This window comes from Streptomyces huasconensis (genome assembly GCF_021028635.1).
GTDB classification, from domain to species: Bacteria; Actinomycetota; Actinomycetes; order Streptomycetales; family Streptomycetaceae; genus Streptomyces; species Streptomyces huasconensis.
In genome coordinates this window covers 3,141,434-3,159,371 of the sequence record NZ_CP086119.1, presented here as the reverse complement: position 1 = coordinate 3,159,371, position 17,938 = coordinate 3,141,434, and the positions used below count along the sequence as shown (strand labels likewise).

Annotated in this window: 17 protein-coding genes; 9 read left to right on the top strand and 8 right to left on the bottom strand. The window is 71.5% G+C overall.

Translation table 11 applies throughout. The annotated features are described in order from the left end of the window. Positions 1–122 precede the first annotated feature (122 nt). Positions 123–1,391, top strand: coding sequence for an ATP-binding protein (locus J2N69_RS14180; protein WP_230901074.1), 1,269 nt, complete (start codon positions 123–125; stop codon positions 1,389–1,391). 15 nt (positions 1,392–1,406) lie between these two features. Here the strand turns inward: J2N69_RS14180 and J2N69_RS14175 are convergent, their stop codons facing one another. Next, positions 1,407–1,964, bottom strand: coding sequence for a GtrA family protein (locus J2N69_RS14175; protein ID WP_230901073.1), 558 nt, complete (start codon positions 1,962–1,964; stop codon positions 1,407–1,409). Positions 1,965–2,206: 242 nt separating this feature from the next. Here J2N69_RS14175 and J2N69_RS14170 point away from each other — a divergent pair, with 242 nt between their 5' ends. Genes J2N69_RS14170 through J2N69_RS14160 form a run of 3 tightly spaced genes read left to right on the top strand, consistent with a single transcriptional unit; the run spans position 2,207 to position 5,080 of the window. After that, positions 2,207–3,361: a 5-(carboxyamino)imidazole ribonucleotide synthase gene (locus J2N69_RS14170; protein WP_269075612.1), complete on the top strand. Its 1,155-nt coding sequence runs from the start codon at positions 2,207–2,209 to the stop codon at positions 3,359–3,361. Continuing rightward, the gene (gene purE, locus J2N69_RS14165; protein ID WP_230901072.1) at positions 3,358–3,891 is read left to right on the top strand and encodes a 5-(carboxyamino)imidazole ribonucleotide mutase; all 534 of its coding nucleotides are present in this window, start codon (positions 3,358–3,360) and stop codon (positions 3,889–3,891) included. The genes J2N69_RS14170 and purE overlap by 4 nt, the downstream gene beginning before the upstream one ends. A 4-nt stretch (positions 3,892–3,895) precedes the next feature. Beyond that, on the top strand, positions 3,896–5,080 hold the full coding sequence (locus J2N69_RS14160) for a dipeptidase (RefSeq protein ID WP_230901071.1): 1,185 nt from the start codon (positions 3,896–3,898) through the stop codon (positions 5,078–5,080). A gap of 45 nt (positions 5,081–5,125) precedes the next feature. Here J2N69_RS14160 and J2N69_RS14155 read toward each other — a convergent pair whose 3' ends face one another. Then, complete coding sequence (locus J2N69_RS14155) at positions 5,126–5,779, bottom strand: dihydrofolate reductase family protein (protein ID WP_230901070.1); 654 nt, start codon at positions 5,777–5,779, stop codon at positions 5,126–5,128. Between the two features lie 94 nt (positions 5,780–5,873). Continuing rightward, entirely contained in the window at positions 5,874–7,046 is a 1,173-nt protein-coding gene (locus J2N69_RS14150) for an acyl-CoA dehydrogenase family protein (protein ID WP_269075611.1), read from the bottom strand. A gap of 187 nt (positions 7,047–7,233) precedes the next feature. Between J2N69_RS14150 and J2N69_RS14145 the strand changes: the two genes are divergently transcribed. Then, the gene (locus J2N69_RS14145; protein ID WP_230901068.1) at positions 7,234–8,577 is read left to right on the top strand and encodes a UDP-glucose dehydrogenase family protein; all 1,344 of its coding nucleotides are present in this window, start codon (positions 7,234–7,236) and stop codon (positions 8,575–8,577) included. 28 nt (positions 8,578–8,605) lie between these two features. Here J2N69_RS14145 and J2N69_RS14140 read toward each other — a convergent pair whose 3' ends face one another. Continuing rightward, on the bottom strand, positions 8,606–9,130 hold the full coding sequence (locus tag J2N69_RS14140) for a CGNR zinc finger domain-containing protein (RefSeq protein WP_230901067.1): 525 nt from the start codon (positions 9,128–9,130) through the stop codon (positions 8,606–8,608). Positions 9,131–9,219: 89 nt separating this feature from the next. On the opposite strand from J2N69_RS14140, the gene J2N69_RS14135 reads away from it, so the two are divergent. Beyond that, the gene (locus J2N69_RS14135) at positions 9,220–9,582 is read left to right on the top strand and encodes a VOC family protein (RefSeq protein ID WP_230901066.1); all 363 of its coding nucleotides are present in this window, start codon (positions 9,220–9,222) and stop codon (positions 9,580–9,582) included. 34 nt (positions 9,583–9,616) lie between these two features. Beyond that, positions 9,617–10,033: a VOC family protein gene (locus J2N69_RS14130; protein ID WP_230901065.1), complete on the top strand. Its 417-nt coding sequence runs from the start codon at positions 9,617–9,619 to the stop codon at positions 10,031–10,033. Between the two features lie 49 nt (positions 10,034–10,082). Here J2N69_RS14130 and J2N69_RS14125 read toward each other — a convergent pair whose 3' ends face one another. Then, complete coding sequence (locus J2N69_RS14125) at positions 10,083–11,243, bottom strand: dipeptidase (protein WP_230901064.1); 1,161 nt, start codon at positions 11,241–11,243, stop codon at positions 10,083–10,085. A gap of 113 nt (positions 11,244–11,356) precedes the next feature. Further along, positions 11,357–12,703: an LCP family protein gene (locus J2N69_RS14120; protein ID WP_230901063.1), complete on the bottom strand. Its 1,347-nt coding sequence runs from the start codon at positions 12,701–12,703 to the stop codon at positions 11,357–11,359. Positions 12,704–12,832: 129 nt separating this feature from the next. On the opposite strand from J2N69_RS14120, the gene J2N69_RS14115 reads away from it, so the two are divergent. Further along, positions 12,833–13,381 (top strand): acyl-CoA thioesterase, encoded by a 549-nt coding sequence (locus tag J2N69_RS14115; RefSeq protein WP_230901062.1) that lies wholly within the window; start codon positions 12,833–12,835, stop codon positions 13,379–13,381. Between the two features lie 27 nt (positions 13,382–13,408). On the opposite strand, the gene J2N69_RS14110 is transcribed toward J2N69_RS14115, so the two are convergent. Then, positions 13,409–14,893 carry an LCP family protein gene (locus J2N69_RS14110; protein WP_443049174.1) on the bottom strand — a complete coding sequence of 495 codons (1,485 nt, stop codon included), beginning with the start codon at positions 14,891–14,893 and terminating at the stop codon, positions 13,409–13,411. Between the two features lie 175 nt (positions 14,894–15,068). Here J2N69_RS14110 and J2N69_RS14105 point away from each other — a divergent pair, with 175 nt between their 5' ends. After that, the gene (locus J2N69_RS14105) at positions 15,069–16,106 is read left to right on the top strand and encodes a glycosyltransferase family 2 protein (protein ID WP_230901061.1); all 1,038 of its coding nucleotides are present in this window, start codon (positions 15,069–15,071) and stop codon (positions 16,104–16,106) included. A gap of 85 nt (positions 16,107–16,191) precedes the next feature. Here the strand turns inward: J2N69_RS14105 and J2N69_RS14100 are convergent, their stop codons facing one another. Then, positions 16,192–17,853 carry an LCP family protein gene (locus J2N69_RS14100; RefSeq protein WP_230901060.1) on the bottom strand — a complete coding sequence of 554 codons (1,662 nt, stop codon included), beginning with the start codon at positions 17,851–17,853 and terminating at the stop codon, positions 16,192–16,194. Positions 17,854–17,938: the final 85 nt, after the last annotated feature.

Here is a 17,938-nt window from a genome sequence, read left to right as displayed (position 1 = left end):
AGCGGGACCACCCCGCGGCATCTCGTGAGGGGGCCTGCGGCCGCCCCGCGCCCCTGAGGGCAGCGGGACCACCCCGCGGCATCCCGCACCCCCGGCCCGCTCCGATCCGCGACACTAAACGCATGCGTCGCCGACTGATCAACTCCACCCTCGCCGTCGTCCTCGTCGTGATCGCCGTCTTCGGCGTCAGCCTCGTCATCGTCGAGACGAGGACGATCAGCAGCAGCGCCCAGGAACGCGTGGACTCCGAGGCCATGCGCCTCGCCAGCATCGTCGACAGCCGGCTGATCAGCCAGGAGCGGATCAGCGCCGCCATCCTGCGCGACCAGGTCGCCACCGCCCGCTACGCCCGGATCGACCTGCCCGGCCGCCCGCCCATCGAGATCGGCAAGCGCCCCACCGGCGACGTGATCAGCGCCACCCGCCCCGGCGAGCAGGGCGAACAGGTCACCGTGCAGGAGCCGAAGGACGCCGTCACCCGCGAGGTCGGCCGCACCCTGCTGATCATCGCCGCCGTCGCGCTGCTCGCGATCATCGCCGCGGTGCTCCTCGCCGTCCGCCAGGCCAACCGCCTGGCCTCCCCGCTCACCGACCTCGCCGAGACCGCCGAACGCCTCGGCTCCGGGGACTCCCGCCCCCGCCACAAGCGGTACGGCGTACCGGAACTGGACCGCGTCGCCGACGTCCTGGACGCCTCCGCCGACCGCATCGGCCGCATGCTGACCGCCGAGCGGCGCCTGGCCGCCGACGCCTCCCACCAGCTGCGCACCCCGCTGACCGCCCTGTCCATGCGGCTGGAGGAGATCACCGTCACCGACGAGCTGGACACGGTGAAGGAGGAGGCGACGATCGCGCTGGCGCAGGTGGAGCGCCTCACCGACGTCGTGGAGCGGCTGCTCACCAACTCCCGCGACCCCCGTACCGGCTCCGCCGTCGCCTTCGACCTGGACGAGGTGATCAAGCAGCAGCTGGAGGAGTGGCGCCCCGCCTACCGCAGCGCGGGCCGCGCCATCGTCAGCTCGGGCAAGCGGCACCTGGAGGCGGTGGGCACGCCGGGCGCGGTCGCGCAGGTCCTGGCGGCCCTGATCGAGAACTCCCTGATGCACGGTGGCGGCACGGTCGCCCTGCGGACCCGCGTCACCGGCAACCAGGCGGTCATCGAGGTCACGGACGAGGGCCCCGGCGTCCCGCCCGACCTCGGGGCGCGCATCTTCGAGCGGACGATCAGCGGCCGCAACTCCACGGGGATCGGCCTCGCCGTGGCCCGGGACCTGGCCGAGGCGGACGGCGGCCGCCTGGAGATGCTCCAGACGAAGCCGCCGGTCTTCGGCCTCTTCCTGTCGCGTACGCCGCTGTCGAAGACGGAGGCCGCGCACGAGACCGTGCGCTGAGCCGACGGGACGGCGTCAGCCGGCGCGCCGTACGACGGGCCGCTCGCGCTCGCGGTCCTGCTCCCGCCCCTGCCCCGGCTCCCGCCCCTGCTCCCGCGACTTCTCCAGGAACGATTCCGCATGCGCGACGGCCTCGCGCACGGGCAGCGCCTTGAACACCCACGTGCGGTACGACCAGAAGCGGAAGAGCGTGGCGATGCCCATGCCGAGGAACTTGAAGAAGTTGGACTGGAGCCTGCCGTCCCAGCCGAACCAGTACGTCGCGGCGTAGAGCACGCCGTTCTCGATCACCAGGCCGACCGCGCTGAACAGCAGGAACAGCGTGAGTTCCTTGGTGCGGCCGCTCTTGTCGCGGTCCCGGTACGTGAAGTAACGGAACCCCACGTAGTTGAAGGCGATGGCGACGACGGTCGCGATCACGCTCGCGCGCACCACGTGCAGATCCGTGACGTGGCGTACGAGGTTGAAGACACCGAAGTTGACCAGCGTTCCGACCGCCCCCACGGCTCCGAACTTGGCCACTTCGCGCCAGACCCTGTCCAGTCGTCCCCGAAGTGCGCCCCGTTCCGTCATGGTGGTCGCCCCAGCCCCCGTCGGTTCGTACCGGGACGGTGTGCCCCGGCTCGTGTACGTGCCGACGGATTGGTGATTCGGTCGTGTCGACCCAGCCATGCTAACCAGCGGGCCCTCCCGGCGCGCGCGGGCGTCCGAACACCGTGGCCCCGCTGTGACGGGCTCCACTGTGGCGGAAGGGGCCCGGGGGCCCCGCCCCCGGCGGTTCCCGGGCGCCCGGCAACGGCCGATACCCTGGGGGTGTGACGTTCCCGGTAGTCGGCATGGTCGGCGGCGGTCAGCTCGCCCGCATGACCCACGAGGCGGGCATCCCCCTCGGCCTGAAATTCAAGCTCCTCAGTGACACCCCGCTGGATTCCGCGGCGCAGGTCGTCGGCGATGTCGTCATCGGCGACTATCGCGACCTGGACACGCTGCGTGACTTCGCGCGGGGCTGCGACGTGATCACCTTCGATCACGAACACGTACCCACCGAGCACCTCAGGGCCCTGGAGGCGGACGGCATCCCCGTCCGTCCGGGGCCCGACGCGTTGGTGCACGCCCAGGACAAGGGCGTGATGCGCGCGAAGCTCACGGAGATCGGCGTGCCCTGCCCGCGCCACCGGATCGTGAAGGACCCGGCCGACGTGGCCGCCTTCGCGGCCGAGGGCGCCTCGGACGGCGGCGACGGCTTCCCGGTCATCCTCAAGACGGTGCGCGGCGGATACGACGGGAAGGGGGTGTGGTTCGTGCGTTCCGTCGAGGACGCCGCGGAGCCCTTCCGGGCCGGCGTCCCGGTGCTCGCCGAGGAGAAGGTCGACTTCGTACGCGAACTGGCGGCGAACGTCGTCCGCTCGCCGCACGGCCAGGCCGTCGCCTACCCCGTCGTCGAGTCCCAGCAGGTCGACGGCGTGTGCGACACCGTGATCGCCCCCGCCCCCGGCCTCTCGGCGGAACTCGCGGGCCAGGCGCAGGAGTTGGCCCTCGGCGTCGCGAAGGAACTGGGCGTGGTCGGCCACCTCGCCGTCGAACTCTTCGAGACGGCCGACGGACGCATCCTGGTCAACGAACTGGCGATGCGCCCGCACAACTCCGGCCACTGGACGCAGGACGGCGCGATCACCTCGCAGTTCGCCAACCACGTGCGCGCCGTGCTCGACCTGCCGCTCGGCGACCCGCGCCCGCGCGCCAAGTGGACCGTCATGGCCAACGTCCTGGGCGGCGACTACCCCGACATGTACGCCGCGTACCTGCACTGCATGGCCCGCGACCCGCAGCTGAAGATCCACATGTACGGCAAGGACGTGAAGCCCGGTCGCAAGGTCGGCCACGTCAACACCTACGGCGACGACCTGGACGAGGTCCTCGACCGCGCCCGCCACGCAGCCGGCTACCTCCGAGGGACGATCACCGAATGACCTCTCCCCTTATTGGCATCGTCATGGGCTCCGACTCGGACTGGCCCGTGATGGAGGCCGCCGCCAAGGCCCTCGACGAGTTCGAGATCTCGTACGAGGTCGACGTCGTCTCCGCGCACCGCATGCCGCGCGAGATGATCGCGTACGGCGAGCAGGCGGCCGACCGCGGCCTGAAGGCGATCATCGCGGGCGCGGGCGGCGCCGCCCACCTGCCCGGCATGCTGGCGTCGGTGACGCCGCTGCCGGTGATCGGCGTGCCGGTCCCGCTGAAGTACCTGGACGGCATGGACAGCCTCCTGTCCATCGTGCAGATGCCCGCCGGTGTCCCGGTGGCGACGGTCTCGGTCGGCGGTGCGCGCAACGCCGGCCTGCTCGCCGCCCGGATGCTCGCGGCGCACGACGCCGAACTCCTGTCCCGTATGCGGGAGTTCCAGCAGGATCTGAACGACCAGGCGACGGAGAAGGGCAAGCGGCTGCGCACCAAGGTCGAGGGAGCGGGTTCCGGATTCGGCTTCGGTTCGGGAAAGTGAGCGCATGACATCCCTGGACGAAGCGCGCGCCCTCCTCGCCGACTTCCCGGTCGTCGACGGCCACAACGACCTGCCGTGGGCCCTCCGCGAGAAGGCGGGTTACGACCTCGACCGCCTCGACATCGCCACCGACCAGACCGGCCACCTGCACACCGACATCGCCCGGCTGCGCGCCGGCGGTGTCGGCGCGCAGTTCTGGTCCGTCTACGTCCGCACGGACCTGGCCGGTGACGCGGCGGTCAGCGCCACGCTCGAACAGATCGACTGCGTCGAGCAGTTGCTGGCCCGCCACCCGGCGGACCTGGCCCGCGCGCTGACGGCGGCGGACATGGAGAAGGCCCGCTCCGAGGGCCGCATCGCCTCCCTGATGGGCGCCGAGGGCGGCCACTCCATCAACAACTCCCTCGCCACGCTGCGGGCGCTGCACACGCTCGGCGTCCGCTACATGACGCTCACGCACAACGACAACATCGCGTGGGCGGACTCGGCGACGGACGAGCCGGGGGTGGGCGGCCTGTCGCCCTTCGGCCACGAGGTCGTACGCGAGATGAACCGCGTCGGCATGCTGGTCGACCTCTCCCACGTGGCGGCGACGACGATGCGGGCGGCCCTCGACACCTCCGTGGCGCCGGTGATCTTCTCGCACTCGTCGGCGCGGGCGGTCTGCGACCACCCCCGCAACATCCCGGACGACGTCCTGGAGCGGCTGCCCGCCAACGGCGGCGTGGCGATGGTGACGTTCGTGCCGAAGTTCGTCCTCCAGGCGGCGGTCGACTGGACGGCGGCCGCCGACGAGAACATGCGTGCCCACGGCTTCCACCACCTCGACACGACACCCGAGGCCATGAAGGTCCACGCGGCCTTCGAGGAGTCGACGCCGCGCCCGGTCGCCACCGTCACCACCGTCGCCGACCACCTCGACCACATGCGCGAGGTCGCGGGCGTCGACCACATCGGCATCGGCGGTGACTACGACGGCACGGCCTTCACGCCGGACGGCCTGGACGACGTCGCGGGCTACCCGAACCTCGTCGCCGAGTTGCTGGACCGCGGCTGGTCGAAGGCCGACCTCGCCAAGCTGACCTGGCAGAACGCGGTACGGGTGCTGGGCGCCGCCGAGGACGTGGCGAGGGACGAACAGACCCGCAGGGGCCCGTCCGTCGCCACGCTGGAACAGCTGGACGGCTAGGCCCCCAAGAGCACCCCACGGCCCGAGCGGCCCCGCGTCACCTGTTCACTTCCGCCAGAACAGGTGGTGCGTCACGCCGCTCGGGCTGGGCACGACGTCCAGGTGATACCGGTCGAGCAGCTCCTCCGGCGACTCCCACAGCCGTACGCCGGAACCGAGCCGCACCGGCGAGACCGCCACGTGCAGCGTGTCGACGAGGCCGGCGTCGAGGAACTCCCGGATGGTGGTGGCCCCGCCGCCGAGCCGGACGTCCTTGCCGTCCGCGGCCTCCCGCGCCCGCGCGAGGACCGTGGCCGGGTCGCCGTCGACGAAGTGGAACGTCGTGTCCGAGAGCGTGAACGACGGCCGCTTGTGGTGGGTCATGACGAACACCGGGGTGTGGAACGGCGGCTCGTCGCCCCACCAGCCGCGCCACTCGTGGTCCGTCCAGGGGCCGCGCTGGGGCCCGAACTTGTTGCGCCCCATGATCTCGGCGCCGATGTTCCGCGCGAAGTCCCGCGTGAAGCAGTCGTCGAGACCGCGGCTGCCGCCCGGGTCGGTGCGGTTGGGCCAGCTCGCCGTGGCCCCCGCCCAGGCGAACATCTCCCCGGGCTCGGCGTGCCCGAACGGCCGCTCCAGGCTCTGCCCCTCACCGGCCCCGAACCCGTCGCTCGACACCGTGAAGTTCTGCACCCGCACCAGCTGTTCCGGCTGTTTCATGTGTCCCTCCCATGCCATCGGTAACAGGAAAGACCGCCGGGGCCACGGAAACTCATCGTTGCCGACGAACAAATTTCCGTGGCCCCCCAGGGACTTACGGCAGGTTCCGCGCCATCACGATCCGCTGGACCTGGTTCGTGCCCTCGTAGATCTGCGTGATCTTGGCGTCGCGCATCATCCGCTCGACGGGGTAGTCACGGGTGTAGCCGTAGCCGCCGAGGAGCTGGACGGCGTCCGTGGTGACCTCCATCGCGACGTCCGAGGCGAAGCACTTGGCGGCCGCGCCCTGGAACGTCAGGTCCCTTTCTCCACCTCCGGCGGCAGCGCGCTCCGACTTGGCCGCCGCCGCATACGTCAGCTGGCGGGCGGCCTCGATCTTCATCGCCATGTCGGCGAGCATGAACTGGATGCCCTGGAAGTCGGCGATCGGCTTGCCGAACTGCTTGCGCTCCTGGACGTAGCCCTTGGCGTAGTCCAGGGCGCCCTGCGCGATGCCGAGGGCCTGCGCCGCGATGGTGATGCGGGTGTGGTCCAGGGTCTTCATCGCGGTCGCGAAGCCGGTGCCCTCCTCGCCGATCATGCGGTCGGCGGGGATGCGGACGTTGTCGAGGTAGACCTCGCGGGTGGGGGAGCCCTTGATGCCGAGCTTCTTCTCCGGGGCGCCGAAGGAGACGCCCTCGTCGCCCTTCTCGACGACGAAGGCGCTGATGCCCTTGGAGCGCTTGGTCGGGTCGGTGACGGCCATGACCGTGTAGTACTCGGAGACGCCCGCGTTGGTGATCCAGCGCTTCACGCCGTTGAGGACGTAGCTGTCGCCGTCGCGGACGGCCTTCGTCTTCATGCCGGCCGCGTCCGAACCGGCGTCCGGCTCGCTCAGGCAGTACGAGAACATGCCCTCGCCCTTGGCGAGCGGCGTCATGTACCTCTTCTTCAGCTCCTCGGAGCCGGAGAGGATGACGGGCAGCGAGCCGAGCTTGTTCACGGCGGGGATGAGGGAGGAGCTGGCGCACACGCGCGCCACCTCCTCGATCACTATCACGGTCGCCAGGGCGTCGGCGCCCGCACCGCCGTAGCTCTCGGGTACGTGGACGGCGTGCAGGTCGTTGGCCACGAGGGCGTCGAGGGCCTCCTGGGGGAAGCGGGCCTCCTCGTCCACCGCGGCGGCGAACGGCGCGATCTTCGCCTCGGCCAGCGAGCGGATCGCGTCCCGGAGCATGTCGTGCTCCTCGGACGGGCGGTACAGGTCGAAATCAGCCGATCCGGCCAAGGTCTCTCACGCTCCAAGGACGCTAATTACCGTTAAGTAACCCAAATTTTAGTGGTGTCGCCCGCGCAACGGATACGTGAGCTTGGCGACAGCCGGAAACGTGCCCGGTGAGAGGCCCGGATACGCCCGACTATGCTCGGTCACCGCACGGCAGCAGCAAGCCCCCGCAGAGCGTCTGGAGCACCACATGGCCCTCAAGATCACCGTGATCGGCACCGGCTATCTCGGCGCCACGCACGCCGCGGCCATGGCCGAACTCGGTTTCGAGGTCCTCGGTCTCGACGTGGTGGCCGAGAAGGTCGCCATGCTCCAGCGGGGCGAGGTGCCCATGTACGAGCCCGGCCTCGAAGAGCTGCTGCGCAAGCACGTCGCCGGCATCGAGGGCGCCAGCGGGCGGCTGCGCTTCACGACGGACCCGGCGGAGGCCGCCGACTTCGGCGACGTCCACTTCATCTGCGTGAACACCCCGCAGAAGCACGGCGAGTACGCCTGCGACATGTCGTACGTCGACACCGCGCTGGAGTCCCTCGCCAAGCACCTCACCAGGGCCTCGCTGGTCGTCGGCAAGTCCACCGTGCCGGTCGGCAGCGCGGACCGGCTCGCCGCCCGCCTCGCCGAGCTGGCCCCGGCGGGCGACGAGGTCGAGCTGGCGTGGAACCCCGAGTTCCTGCGGGAGGGCTTCGCCGTGCAGGACACGCTGCACCCCGACCGCATCGTGGTCGGTGTGCGCAGCGAGCGCGCCGAGAAGCTGCTCCGCGAGGTGTACTCGACGCCGATCGCCGAGGGCTCCCCCTTCGTCGTCACCGACTTCCCGACGGCGGAGCTGGTCAAGACCTCCGCCAACTCCTTCCTCGCCACGAAGATCTCCTTCATCAACGCCATGGCCGAGGTGTGCGAGGCCGCCGGCGGCGACGTCGTGCGGCTGGCGGAGGCCCTCGGGCACGACGACCGGATCGGCAAGAAGTTCCTGCGGGCCGGCATCGGCTTCGGCGGCGGCTGCCTGCCCAAGGACATCCGCGCGTTCATGGCGCGGGCGGGCGAGCTGGGCGCCGACCAGGCCCTGACGTTCCTGCGCGAGATCGACTCCATCAACATGCGCCGCCGCGGCCAGATGGTCGAGATGGCCCGCGAGGCGCTGGGCGGCGGCTCCTTCCTCGGCAAGCGGGTCGCGGTGCTCGGCGCCACGTTCAAACCGGACTCCGACGACGTCCGCGACTCCCCGGCGCTGAACGTCGCCGGACAGATCCACCTCCAGGGCGGCCAGGTCACCGTGTACGACCCCAAGGGCATGGTGAACGCCCGCCGCCTCTTCCCCACGCTCGGCTACGCGGACACCGCGACGGACGCGGTGCGCGGCGCCGACGTCGTCCTGCACCTCACGGAGTGGCGCGAGTTCCGCGAGCTGGACCCGGCCGCGCTCGCCTCCGTGGCGACGACCCCGGTGATCCTCGACGGCCGCAACGCCCTCGACCCGCAGACCTGGCGGGCGGCGGGCTGGACGTACCGCGCCATGGGCAGGCCCGCCGCCTGATACGGGCCCGGGGGTTCCACCGGAGGGACTAGGAAGACGTGCCGGGTGCCGCCTTGCGCGCCCGGTACGCCCGCATCTTCGCGCGCGCCCCGCACACCCCCATGTCGCACCACCGGCTGCGCCCCGCCGGGCTGCGGTCGTAGTAGGCCCAGTGGCAGGTCACGGCCTCGCACGCCTTGAGGCGCAGCCACGTCCCGGCGATGAGCGCCTCCGCGATCGCCGCGGCCACCCGCGCGGTGAGCGCCGAGGCGTCCGCGGGGACGAGCGACGCGGCGCCCGTGGCGCCGTCCACCTCGATCAGCAGCGGGCCCCCCGCCAGCAGTTCACCCAGCTCCCGTACCGGCCGGTGCGCCGGGTGTCCGGCGTGCGCGAGGCACGCCGCCCGCAGGGACTCCCGCAGTGCGCGCGCCGCGTCCACGTCCTGCGGGCCGAGCCCGAAGGCGTCGCGTCCGGCCTCGGTGTCCAGGGCGTCCGCGCCGGTCTCCAGGTTCAGCGTGTTCACCAGCTCCTGGACCAGCGCGAGCCCTCCCGGTGCCGGCGCTCTGTCATTCATGGTTGCGACGTTACCTCTCATGCGGGAGCATGAAGTCACCGTTACCGGTTGCCGCGACCTACCGGTAATCAACGACCTCCGGAGGAATCATGGCTCTCGCCAAGCTCGGCGCCGTCGTCCTCGACTGCCCCGACCCCCTCGCTCTCGCCGAGTTCTACGCCGCCATCGTCGGCGGCACCCCGACCCCCGCCGACGAGACCTGGGTCGACCTGGAGGGGTACGGGGGCACCTCCCTGGCCTTCCAGAAGGCCCCCGGCCTCGTACCGCCGAAGTGGCCCGCGCCCGACGGGTCGCAGCAGTTCCACCTGGACCTCACAGTGGAAGACATGGACGCCGCCGAGAAGGAGGTCCTCGCACTCGGCGCCACCGTCCTCGACGCGGCCGACCGGGACCGCAACTGGCGGGTTTACGCCGACCCGGCCGGGCACCCGTTCTGCCTCTGCGCCTGCTGAGAGGCCTGTCAAAGGCCGTCGAGAAGGAGAGGTCATGACCGAACAGCACGACCCCGCCGCCCCCGCCGCCCCCATCGCCCGTCTGCACAACGTCGTCTTCGACTGCCCGCGGCCGCGTGAACTGGCGGAGTTCTACGCCCAGATCATCGGCGGCACCATCGAGGGCGACGGCGACTGGGTCGACCTCGTGGCCCCGGGCCGCGTCAAGGTCTCGTTCCAGCGGGTGAGCGACCTGCGTCCGCCCGAGTGGCCCCGCGCCGACGCCAACGCCCAGCAGCTCCACCTGGACCTCGACGCCGGCCGCACCACCGAGGAGCTCGACGCCGCCGAGGAGAAGGTGCTCGCCCTCGGCGCGCGCCCCCTCGACGTGGACGACGACGGCGGCAAGCGGGACTTCCGCGTCTACGCCGACCCGGTCGGGCACCCGTTCTGCCTCTGCAAGATCCCCTGACCGTGACGGAAGACGGGGCCGCCGTGACCGAAGACGGCCCCGTCCCCGGTCAGCCGTCCAGACGCTCTATCCGCGCCGTCGACGCCGCCCTGCGCTCGCGCGTCGCCCGCGCCGTGAAGTCGGCGCCGCGCAGGGCCCGTTGGAAGTTGTCCCAGGTGAGCAGCGCCACGTCCGACTCGGACCAGCCGCGCTCCAGGAGTTCCGCCACGAGCCGCGGATAGCCCGACGGGTCGACGAGACCCTCCGGGTGCACCTCGGGCGTGTCGTACAGCCCCGAGAGGGCGACGCACTCGGGCCCCGCCACCCGACGCACGTGATCAAGGTGGTCCGCGACCTCGCGCAGCGAGGACCCCGTGCGGTCGGCGGCCAGCGGCACCATGCACAGGCCCTTCAGCGCGCCCACCTCCGCGAGCAGCTCGTCCGAGAGGTTGTCCGGGTGGTCGCACAGCGCGCGGGCCCCGGAGCGGGTGAAGATCACCGGCGCCTTGGAGATGGCGAGCACCCTCCGCACGGTCGCCTCGGACGCGCCGGACAGGTCCGCGAGGACGCCGAGCCGGTTCATCTCGCGCACGACCTCCTCGCCGAACGCGGTCAGCCCGCCCGCGCCCGCCCACGACGTGCCGCAGAGGGTCACCGCGCACAGGCCCAGGCTGCGCAGCCCGCGCAGGGCGCCCAGCGAGTCGCCGAGCGCGGTGCCGCGGGCGGGGCCGATCAGCGTGGCGATGCGGCCGCAGTTGCGGGCGTCGGTGGTCTCCGACGCGTCACGGGCGAGCCGCAGCCACTCGGGATGGGTGTCGACGACGTGCTTCACCAGGTCGATCTGTTCGAGCGTGGTCCGCACGACCTGGTCGGCGCCGAGCCACTCGGGCACGTGCACGGACCACAGCTGCGCCCCGACCCGGCCCGCGCGCAGCCGTGGCAGGTCGCTCTCCAGGCCGCTGTCGCCCGTCTCGAAGTCGTACCAGGGCAGGTCGCGCAAGGTCCCCGGCAGACCGCTGTACCCGTCGGCCACGGGGTGCGCGGCGAGCACGGCGTCGGCCCGCTCCAGCGGATCGGCGGTCTCGGCGGTCTCGGCGGCGTCTGCCGCCTCGGGTTCGCGGCCGGGCTTCCGCTCGGGAAGCGGCTCGGCGAGGGGGTCGGGCCGGGCGGGAGGCTGGTCCAGCTCCCCGGCCTCGGCGGCGGCGTTGATCTCGTCCTGCAGGTCTGCCATGGCAGGGCTCCGGACGTCGGCGGTGGCAGTTCGGGACCACCGTGGCATGCCGGGGCCGGGGTTTCCCGCCGGGCGGGCCGTTCGGGGGACGGGGCCGCGCCCGGGGCCCTGGATCAGCCGGAGACCGTGACCTTCTCGTCGTTGTTCAACTGGTTGACCAGCTGCTTGACCTTCGCCTTGTCCCAGAGCAGGTTCCCGCCCGCCGTGCCCGCGAGCGGCATGTTCATCGACTTGCCGTCGCCGCCGGTGACGCCCTTCATCGCCCAGAACATGGACGCCACGTCCATCAGGCCCATGTCCTTGTCGACGATCAGGGTGTCCAGGCCCGCGCCCATCGTGGGATAGAGCTTGAACGGGTTCAGGACCGTGCCGGGCGTCGCCGCCTGGTTCGCCAGGGCCGCGAGGAACTTCTGCTGGTTCTTCGTGCGGTCCAGGTCGCTGCCCGGCAGCGCGTAGCGGGTGCGGACGAAGGCGAGGGCCTGCTCGCCGTCGAGCGTCTGCTTGCCCGCCTCGAAGTCGGCGCCGGACTTCTTGTCCTTGAAGCCCTTCGGGATGTCCATCTCGACGCCGCCGACCGCGTCCACGATCTTGGCGAAGCCGCCGAAGCCGATCTCCGCGTAGTGGTCGATGCGCAGTCCGGTGTTGTACTCGACGGTCCGTACGAGCAGCTCGGGGCCGTCCTCCGCGTACGCGGCGTTCAGCTTCACCTGGCGGCCCTGGTTCGGGTAGAGCTTGCCGGACTCCGCGCCCTTGAAGGAGGGGATCGTGACGTTCGAGTCGCGGGGCAGCGAGATCATCGTGTTCCCGCCGTCGTCCGCGACGTGCAGGATCATCATCGAGTCCGTGCGCTTGCCCTCGGCCGAACCGGTGTGGAGCCGCTTCTTGTCCTCGTCGGACATGCCCTCGCGGCTGTCGGAGCCCACGATCAGGTAATTGGTGCCCGCGCCGCCCTCGGGCCGCTCGATGACCTTGGAGAGGTCGACCTCGCGCTTGAGCTTGCCGTCGGCCCAGAAATACGTCGCCACGGACGTCACCAGCAGCACGGACACGAGGGTGATCGAGCCGATCTTGATGCGGCGCCGCCAGTTCGGCGCGGGGCGCGGGCCGCGCGGCGGGCGTCCGGCGCCGCCCCGGCCACCGCCGGCCGCGGCGGGCTGGCCGTAGACCTGCCCGGTGTTGTAACCGCTGTCGTAGCCCTGGCCGTGGGCGCCCTGGCGCGGGGCGCGCGGCTCGAAGACCTCGTCGCGGGCGTCGCCGTACGGCTGTCCGTCCCCGCGCTGGTCCCCGTACCCGTCGTCGTACGCGGGCTGCTGCGGCACGCCGCCCGGCGGCGGACCCGCGGGGCGGCCGGTGCCGCCGCGCTGGACGTGCCGCATCACGCGGGCGCCGTCGGGCTGAGGGTTCCCGCTGCCGCGGCCGTAGCCACGGCCGCCCGCCTGATCGTCTGGCCAATCGCTCATGTGGCTTAGTGTGCAGTGCGCGGGCGCGCGGCTCACAGGGCGGTCGGGATTTCGGGCCAGGGCTGTTGCAGAGCTGATGCAAAGCGGCCGGGGGCGGCTCGTTCGTACGCCCGGCATAGGGTGGAGGGCATGACAGATCAGGCCCCCCGTCCGGAATCGGATATACCGGGCAAGCCGACCTCGGCGTCCCGCACCACGCTCAGCCACATCATGACCCACAACGACACCAACCTCCTCGGCACGGTGCACGGCGGCGTGATCATGAAACTCGTGGACGACGCGGCGGGGGCCGTCGCCGGACGCCACTCGGGCGGCCCGGCGGTCACCGCCTCCATGGACGAGATGGTCTTCCTGGAGCCGGTCAGAGTAGGAGACCTCGTTCATGTGAAGGCGCAGGTCAACTGGACCGGACGCAGCTCCATGGAGGTCGGCGTCCGGGTCCTGGCCGAGCGGTGGAACGAGTCCACGCCCGCCCAGCAGGTCGGTTCCGCCTACCTCGTCTTCGCCGCGGTCGACGCCGACGGCAAGCCCCGCACGGTCCCCCCGGTCCTCCCGGAGACCGACCGCGACCGCCGCCGCTACCAGGAGGCCCAGATCCGCCGCACGCACCGCCTCGCCCGGCGCCGCGCGATCAAGGAGCTGCGGGAGGCCCGCGCGGCGGAGGGCTTCGACGACTGAAAGCCCCCCTCTGCGGCACGGTGCCGGTCAGGGGCAGACGACCTGGTCCCCGGTGACCGCCCCGAACTCACCCTCCAGCTCGTCCTCCGCCCGCACCGGCCGCACCGCCTTGAAGTCCGTCCCCGCGATCACCTTCAGCACCGCCCCCTGCCCGTCGACGCTGCGCATCTCGCAGCCCGGCAGGGCCGTCGCCAGGGCCTTCGCGGAGCGGTCCCAGCGGGGGTCGTAGGCGACGACGGTCCGGGGCGCCGGCGCCGTCCGCGCGGTCGGCACATTGCCCGGCAGACCCGTCGTACGGAACCCGGTGGCCCGCAGCTGGGTGTCGACGCGCTTGCCGAGTCCCGGCACGGCCGTGCCGTTGTCCACCTGCACCTGGATCTGCTGGGGCGAGACGTCCACCAGCGTGACCTTGGGCTTGTTGCGGTGCGGGGCCAGCGGCCGGTCCTCGCGCAGCGCGTCGAACAGCTTCGGGGCCTTCGTCGGGTGCCACCGCAGCGTCGCGCCGATGCCCGGCAGCGTCTGCCCCTCGGCGCTGAGCGGCACGGTCGTGAACTCCGAGGACGACGGCGAGAAGCCCCGCATCGCCCGGCCGAGGTCCAGCATGTCGCTCGTGCCGAAGCCCTTGTCCGCCCGGACCGAGCCGAGCAGCGTCTGCGTCACGTCGCGGAACTTGACCGGATTCAGCAGGACGCCGCTGCTGGTCGCCTTCGCGATGAGCGCCGCGAGGAACCGCTGCTGGCGCCGCATGCGGCCGAGGTCGGAGGCCCCGTCGACGTACCGCGACCGCACGTACTGGAGCGCCTCGCCGCCGTTCATGGCGTGCGTGCCGACCGCGAGGTTCAGGCCCGTGTTGGAATCCTGGAGCGGCCTGGACGTGCAGATCTCCACGCCGCCGAGGACGTCCACGGTCTTGATGAAGCTGGTGAAGTCGACCTCCAGATAGTGGTCGATCTTGACCTTCGTCATGTGCTCGACGGTCCGCACCGTGAGGTTCGGCCCGCCCTCCGCGTACGCCGCGTTGATCTTGCTGGGGTGCGCGCGGTGCTTCTTGCCGCTGTTCTGGTCGGTGTGCGCGGGCAGCTCGGCGTAGGAGTCGCGCGGCAGGCTCACGACGCTGGCGCGGTCCCGGTCCTCCGAGATGTGCACGATCATGATCGTGTCCGTGCAGTGGCAGGGCGCGCCGCCGAGGCGGTACTTCGCCTTCTCCTCAGGAGTGATCTTGTCGCGGCCGTCGGTGCCGACGAGCAGGACGTTCATGCCGTTGCCCGAAGCGGGACGGTTCTTCATGTCCCGGAAGGCGTCGACCCGCTTGATCCCGGTGTCGAGACCGGTGACCACGGAGTGCCCGATGCCGGCCGCGAGGAGCACCGCCACGGAGCACGCGGTCGCCATCCGCATGACCCAGCGCGGCCGCCGCTTCACGCGCCCGGCCGGCCGGCCTGCGGACGGTCCGCGGCCCCGCGGCTTCGGGCGGCGCGGCGCGGGAGCGGGGGAGCGGGGCGGTGTGGGCACGTGAGGGAACACCTCCGCGGAGACGGACCTGGCTCGGAGCGGGCGACGGACGGCGGGTGACGGGCGGCGGGCCTGCGGGCGACCCCAGAAACGTAAGCCCATACGAAATGCGGCCCGGGGTAGCGACCCGGACGGCGCGCGTCCGTGTCCCCCATTCGCGGTAACGTGGCGCGTGATGAACGCGAAGTCTGAGGCACAGCCTCCCGCCGTGTCCGTGATCATGCCCGTCCTCAACGAGGAACGGCACCTGCGCGAGGCCGTCCACGCGATCCTGCGTCAGGAGTACGCGGGTGAGATGGAGGTCGTGGTCGCGCTCGGCCCCTCCACCGACCGTACGGACGAGATCGCCGCCGAGCTGGTCCGCGAGGACCCGCGGGTCCACACGGTCCCCAACCCCACGGGGCGTACGCCGGCCGCGCTGAACGCCGCGATCAAGGCCTCACGTCACCCGATCGTGGTGCGCGTGGACGGCCACGCCGCGCTCTCGCCGGGCTACATCACGACCGCCGTCCGCCTCCTGGAGGAGACCGGCGCGATGAACGTCGGCGGCATCATGCACGCCGAGGGCCAGAACGACTGGGAGCACGCGGTCGCCGCCGCCATGACGTCGAAGATCGGCGTGGGCAACGCCGCCTTCCACACCGGCGGCGCGGCCCAGCAGGCCGAGACCGTCTACCTCGGCGTCTTCCGCCGCGAGGCCCTTGAGCAACAGGGCGGGTACAACGAAGAGTTCATCCGCGCCCAGGACTGGGAGCTGAACTTCCGCATCCGCGAGGCGGGCGGCCTGATCTGGTTCTCGCCCGAGCTGAAGGTCTCCTACCGCCCGCGGCCGAGCGTGAAGGCCCTCGCCAAGCAGTACAAGGACTACGGCCGCTGGCGCCACGTCGTCGCCCGCTACCACGAGGGCTCCATCAACCTCCGCTACCTCGCCCCGCCGACCGCGGTCTGCGCGATCGCCGCGGGCGTCGTGGTCGGCGCGGCGCTCACGCCGTGGGGCTTCGTGATCCCCGGCGGCTACCTCGCGGCGATCGTCGCGGGCTCCATCCCCGCGGGCAAGGGCCTGCCGCTGAAGGCCCGCCTCCAGATACCGGTGGCGCTCGCGACCATGCACATGTCGTGGGGCTGGGGCTTCCTCACCAGCCCCCGCTCGCTGGCCAGGAAGGTCATCGCCTTCCGCCGTCCGGCCGTCCTGGGGGAGACCCAGGAGGCCTGAGAGCCGTACACGCGAAGGGGCCCGGCGCTGGAGCGTGCCGGGCCCCTTCGCACGTACGGGGGCGGCTCCCCGCGTCCAGGGGCGGTTACCAGGTGAACTCCGGGTTCACCTTCATGCACGCCTTCTTGTCGGAGCCGCTGAGCGCGCCCGCCGAGTCCGGCGTCTTGTCGTCCTTCTTCTTGTGCTTGGGCGGTGCGTCGCCCTCGCGCCAGTCGGCGCCGACGACCAGCGTCACCCCGGAGACATCCGTCGACTTCTTCGCCGAACTGAGCGGCAGACCCAGCGACTTGGCGACCCGCTGGGCATCGCCTTCCAGGTCGACGCTGGGATAGCGGACGACCGTCTTGGCCTCGGTCAGCGCCGTCGTCATGTCCGGCGTCGCCTTCTTGAAGCCCTTCGCGGCCAGGATCTGCGCCACCGCGCTCGCCCGGCCGGTGGCCGGGGGCTCGGTGACGGTGCGCGTGCCGTTCTGCACCTGCACCGCGATCCGGTCGTCCTCGGCGGCCGGGTCGTCCGACGCCTTCTCCTTGGCCGGCTTCTTCCCGCCCTTGCCGTCCAGCGGGATGTCGTCGCGGACCAGCCGGAAGAGCTGCTCCGCGTCGCCGGGCTTGGGGACGACGCGGGCGCCCACGTACTCGAACGGCATGGTCGTCATCGTCGTACGCGCGGGCGAGACCTTCTTGAGTTCGTTGCCGAGGTCGTACAGCTTCTTGACGGTGCCCAGGCCGTTGTCGACGTTGAGCGCCTTCGTCGCCTTGTCGGCGAGCTTGCGCAACTGGTTCGGGCTCGTCAGGCCGGTGTTCTCGCGGAGCTTGCGGACCAGCGCGTTCATGTACATGTGCTGGGCCTTGGCACGGCCTATGTCGGTGCCGTCCTCGAAGCCGTAGCGGGTGCGCAGCCACTGGAGGGCCTGCTCGCCCTGGACCTCCGTGGTGCCCTTCCTCAGCTTCAGGCCCGAGCCCTTGCCCCGGCTGTCGCGCGAGTGGATGTTCTTGTCGACGCAGACCGGTACGCCGCCGATGGCGTCCGCCATGGAGACCACACCCGCGAAGTCGACCATCATGTAGTGGTCGATGTGGATGTTGGTGAGCTTCTCCCAGGTGGCGACGGTGCAGCCGGGACCGCCGCGGCCCAGCGACTCGTTGGTCATGGTGCGCGGGCCGGACTCGGGGTAGACCTTGCCGTCGTCGGGGTCCGTGCACTTGGGGATCGTCAGCAGCGTGTCCCGCGGCATGCTGATCACCGACATGTTGGAGCGGTCGGCCGACAGGTGCAGCAGCATCTGCACGTCGGCGAGCGGCGGCGCGCCGAACGTGTCCTTGGCGCCGCCGAGCTTCTGGTTCTCCTTGGAGTCCCGCGCGTCCGAGCCGATCAGCAGGATGTTCAGCGGCGTCTGTCCCGCGGCGTTGGGCGTGGGCTCGGGGGCCCGGTGCTCGCCGAGGTTCAGGTCGTCCGTCTCGATATTGGAGTTGAGGTGCTGGTAGTACAGGTAACCGGCGCCGGCCGTGCCGAGTATCAGGACCGACAGGACCGTCGCCGACCAGCGCAGGACGCGGCGCCTGCGGCGCGGCGGAGCGCCTCTGCCACCCGAGCCGCGCCGGCGCCGGCGGCCGGGCTGCCGGCGGCTGCCGCCGGCGGGCACGGCCGCGTCCGACGACGGCTCTTTCGAGCCCTCGTCCCAGCCGTGATCACTTGCGTGCGGGGCGCGTGACCGCGCCCCCTCCTTACGCACGCTGTTCTGCCTCATCCCCAGCCCCTCCCCGCCCCGTTCCCGAACTGCGACCGCCGTGCGGCGCCTTGGCGCATTGTTAGATGCCAAACGACCGCTTCAG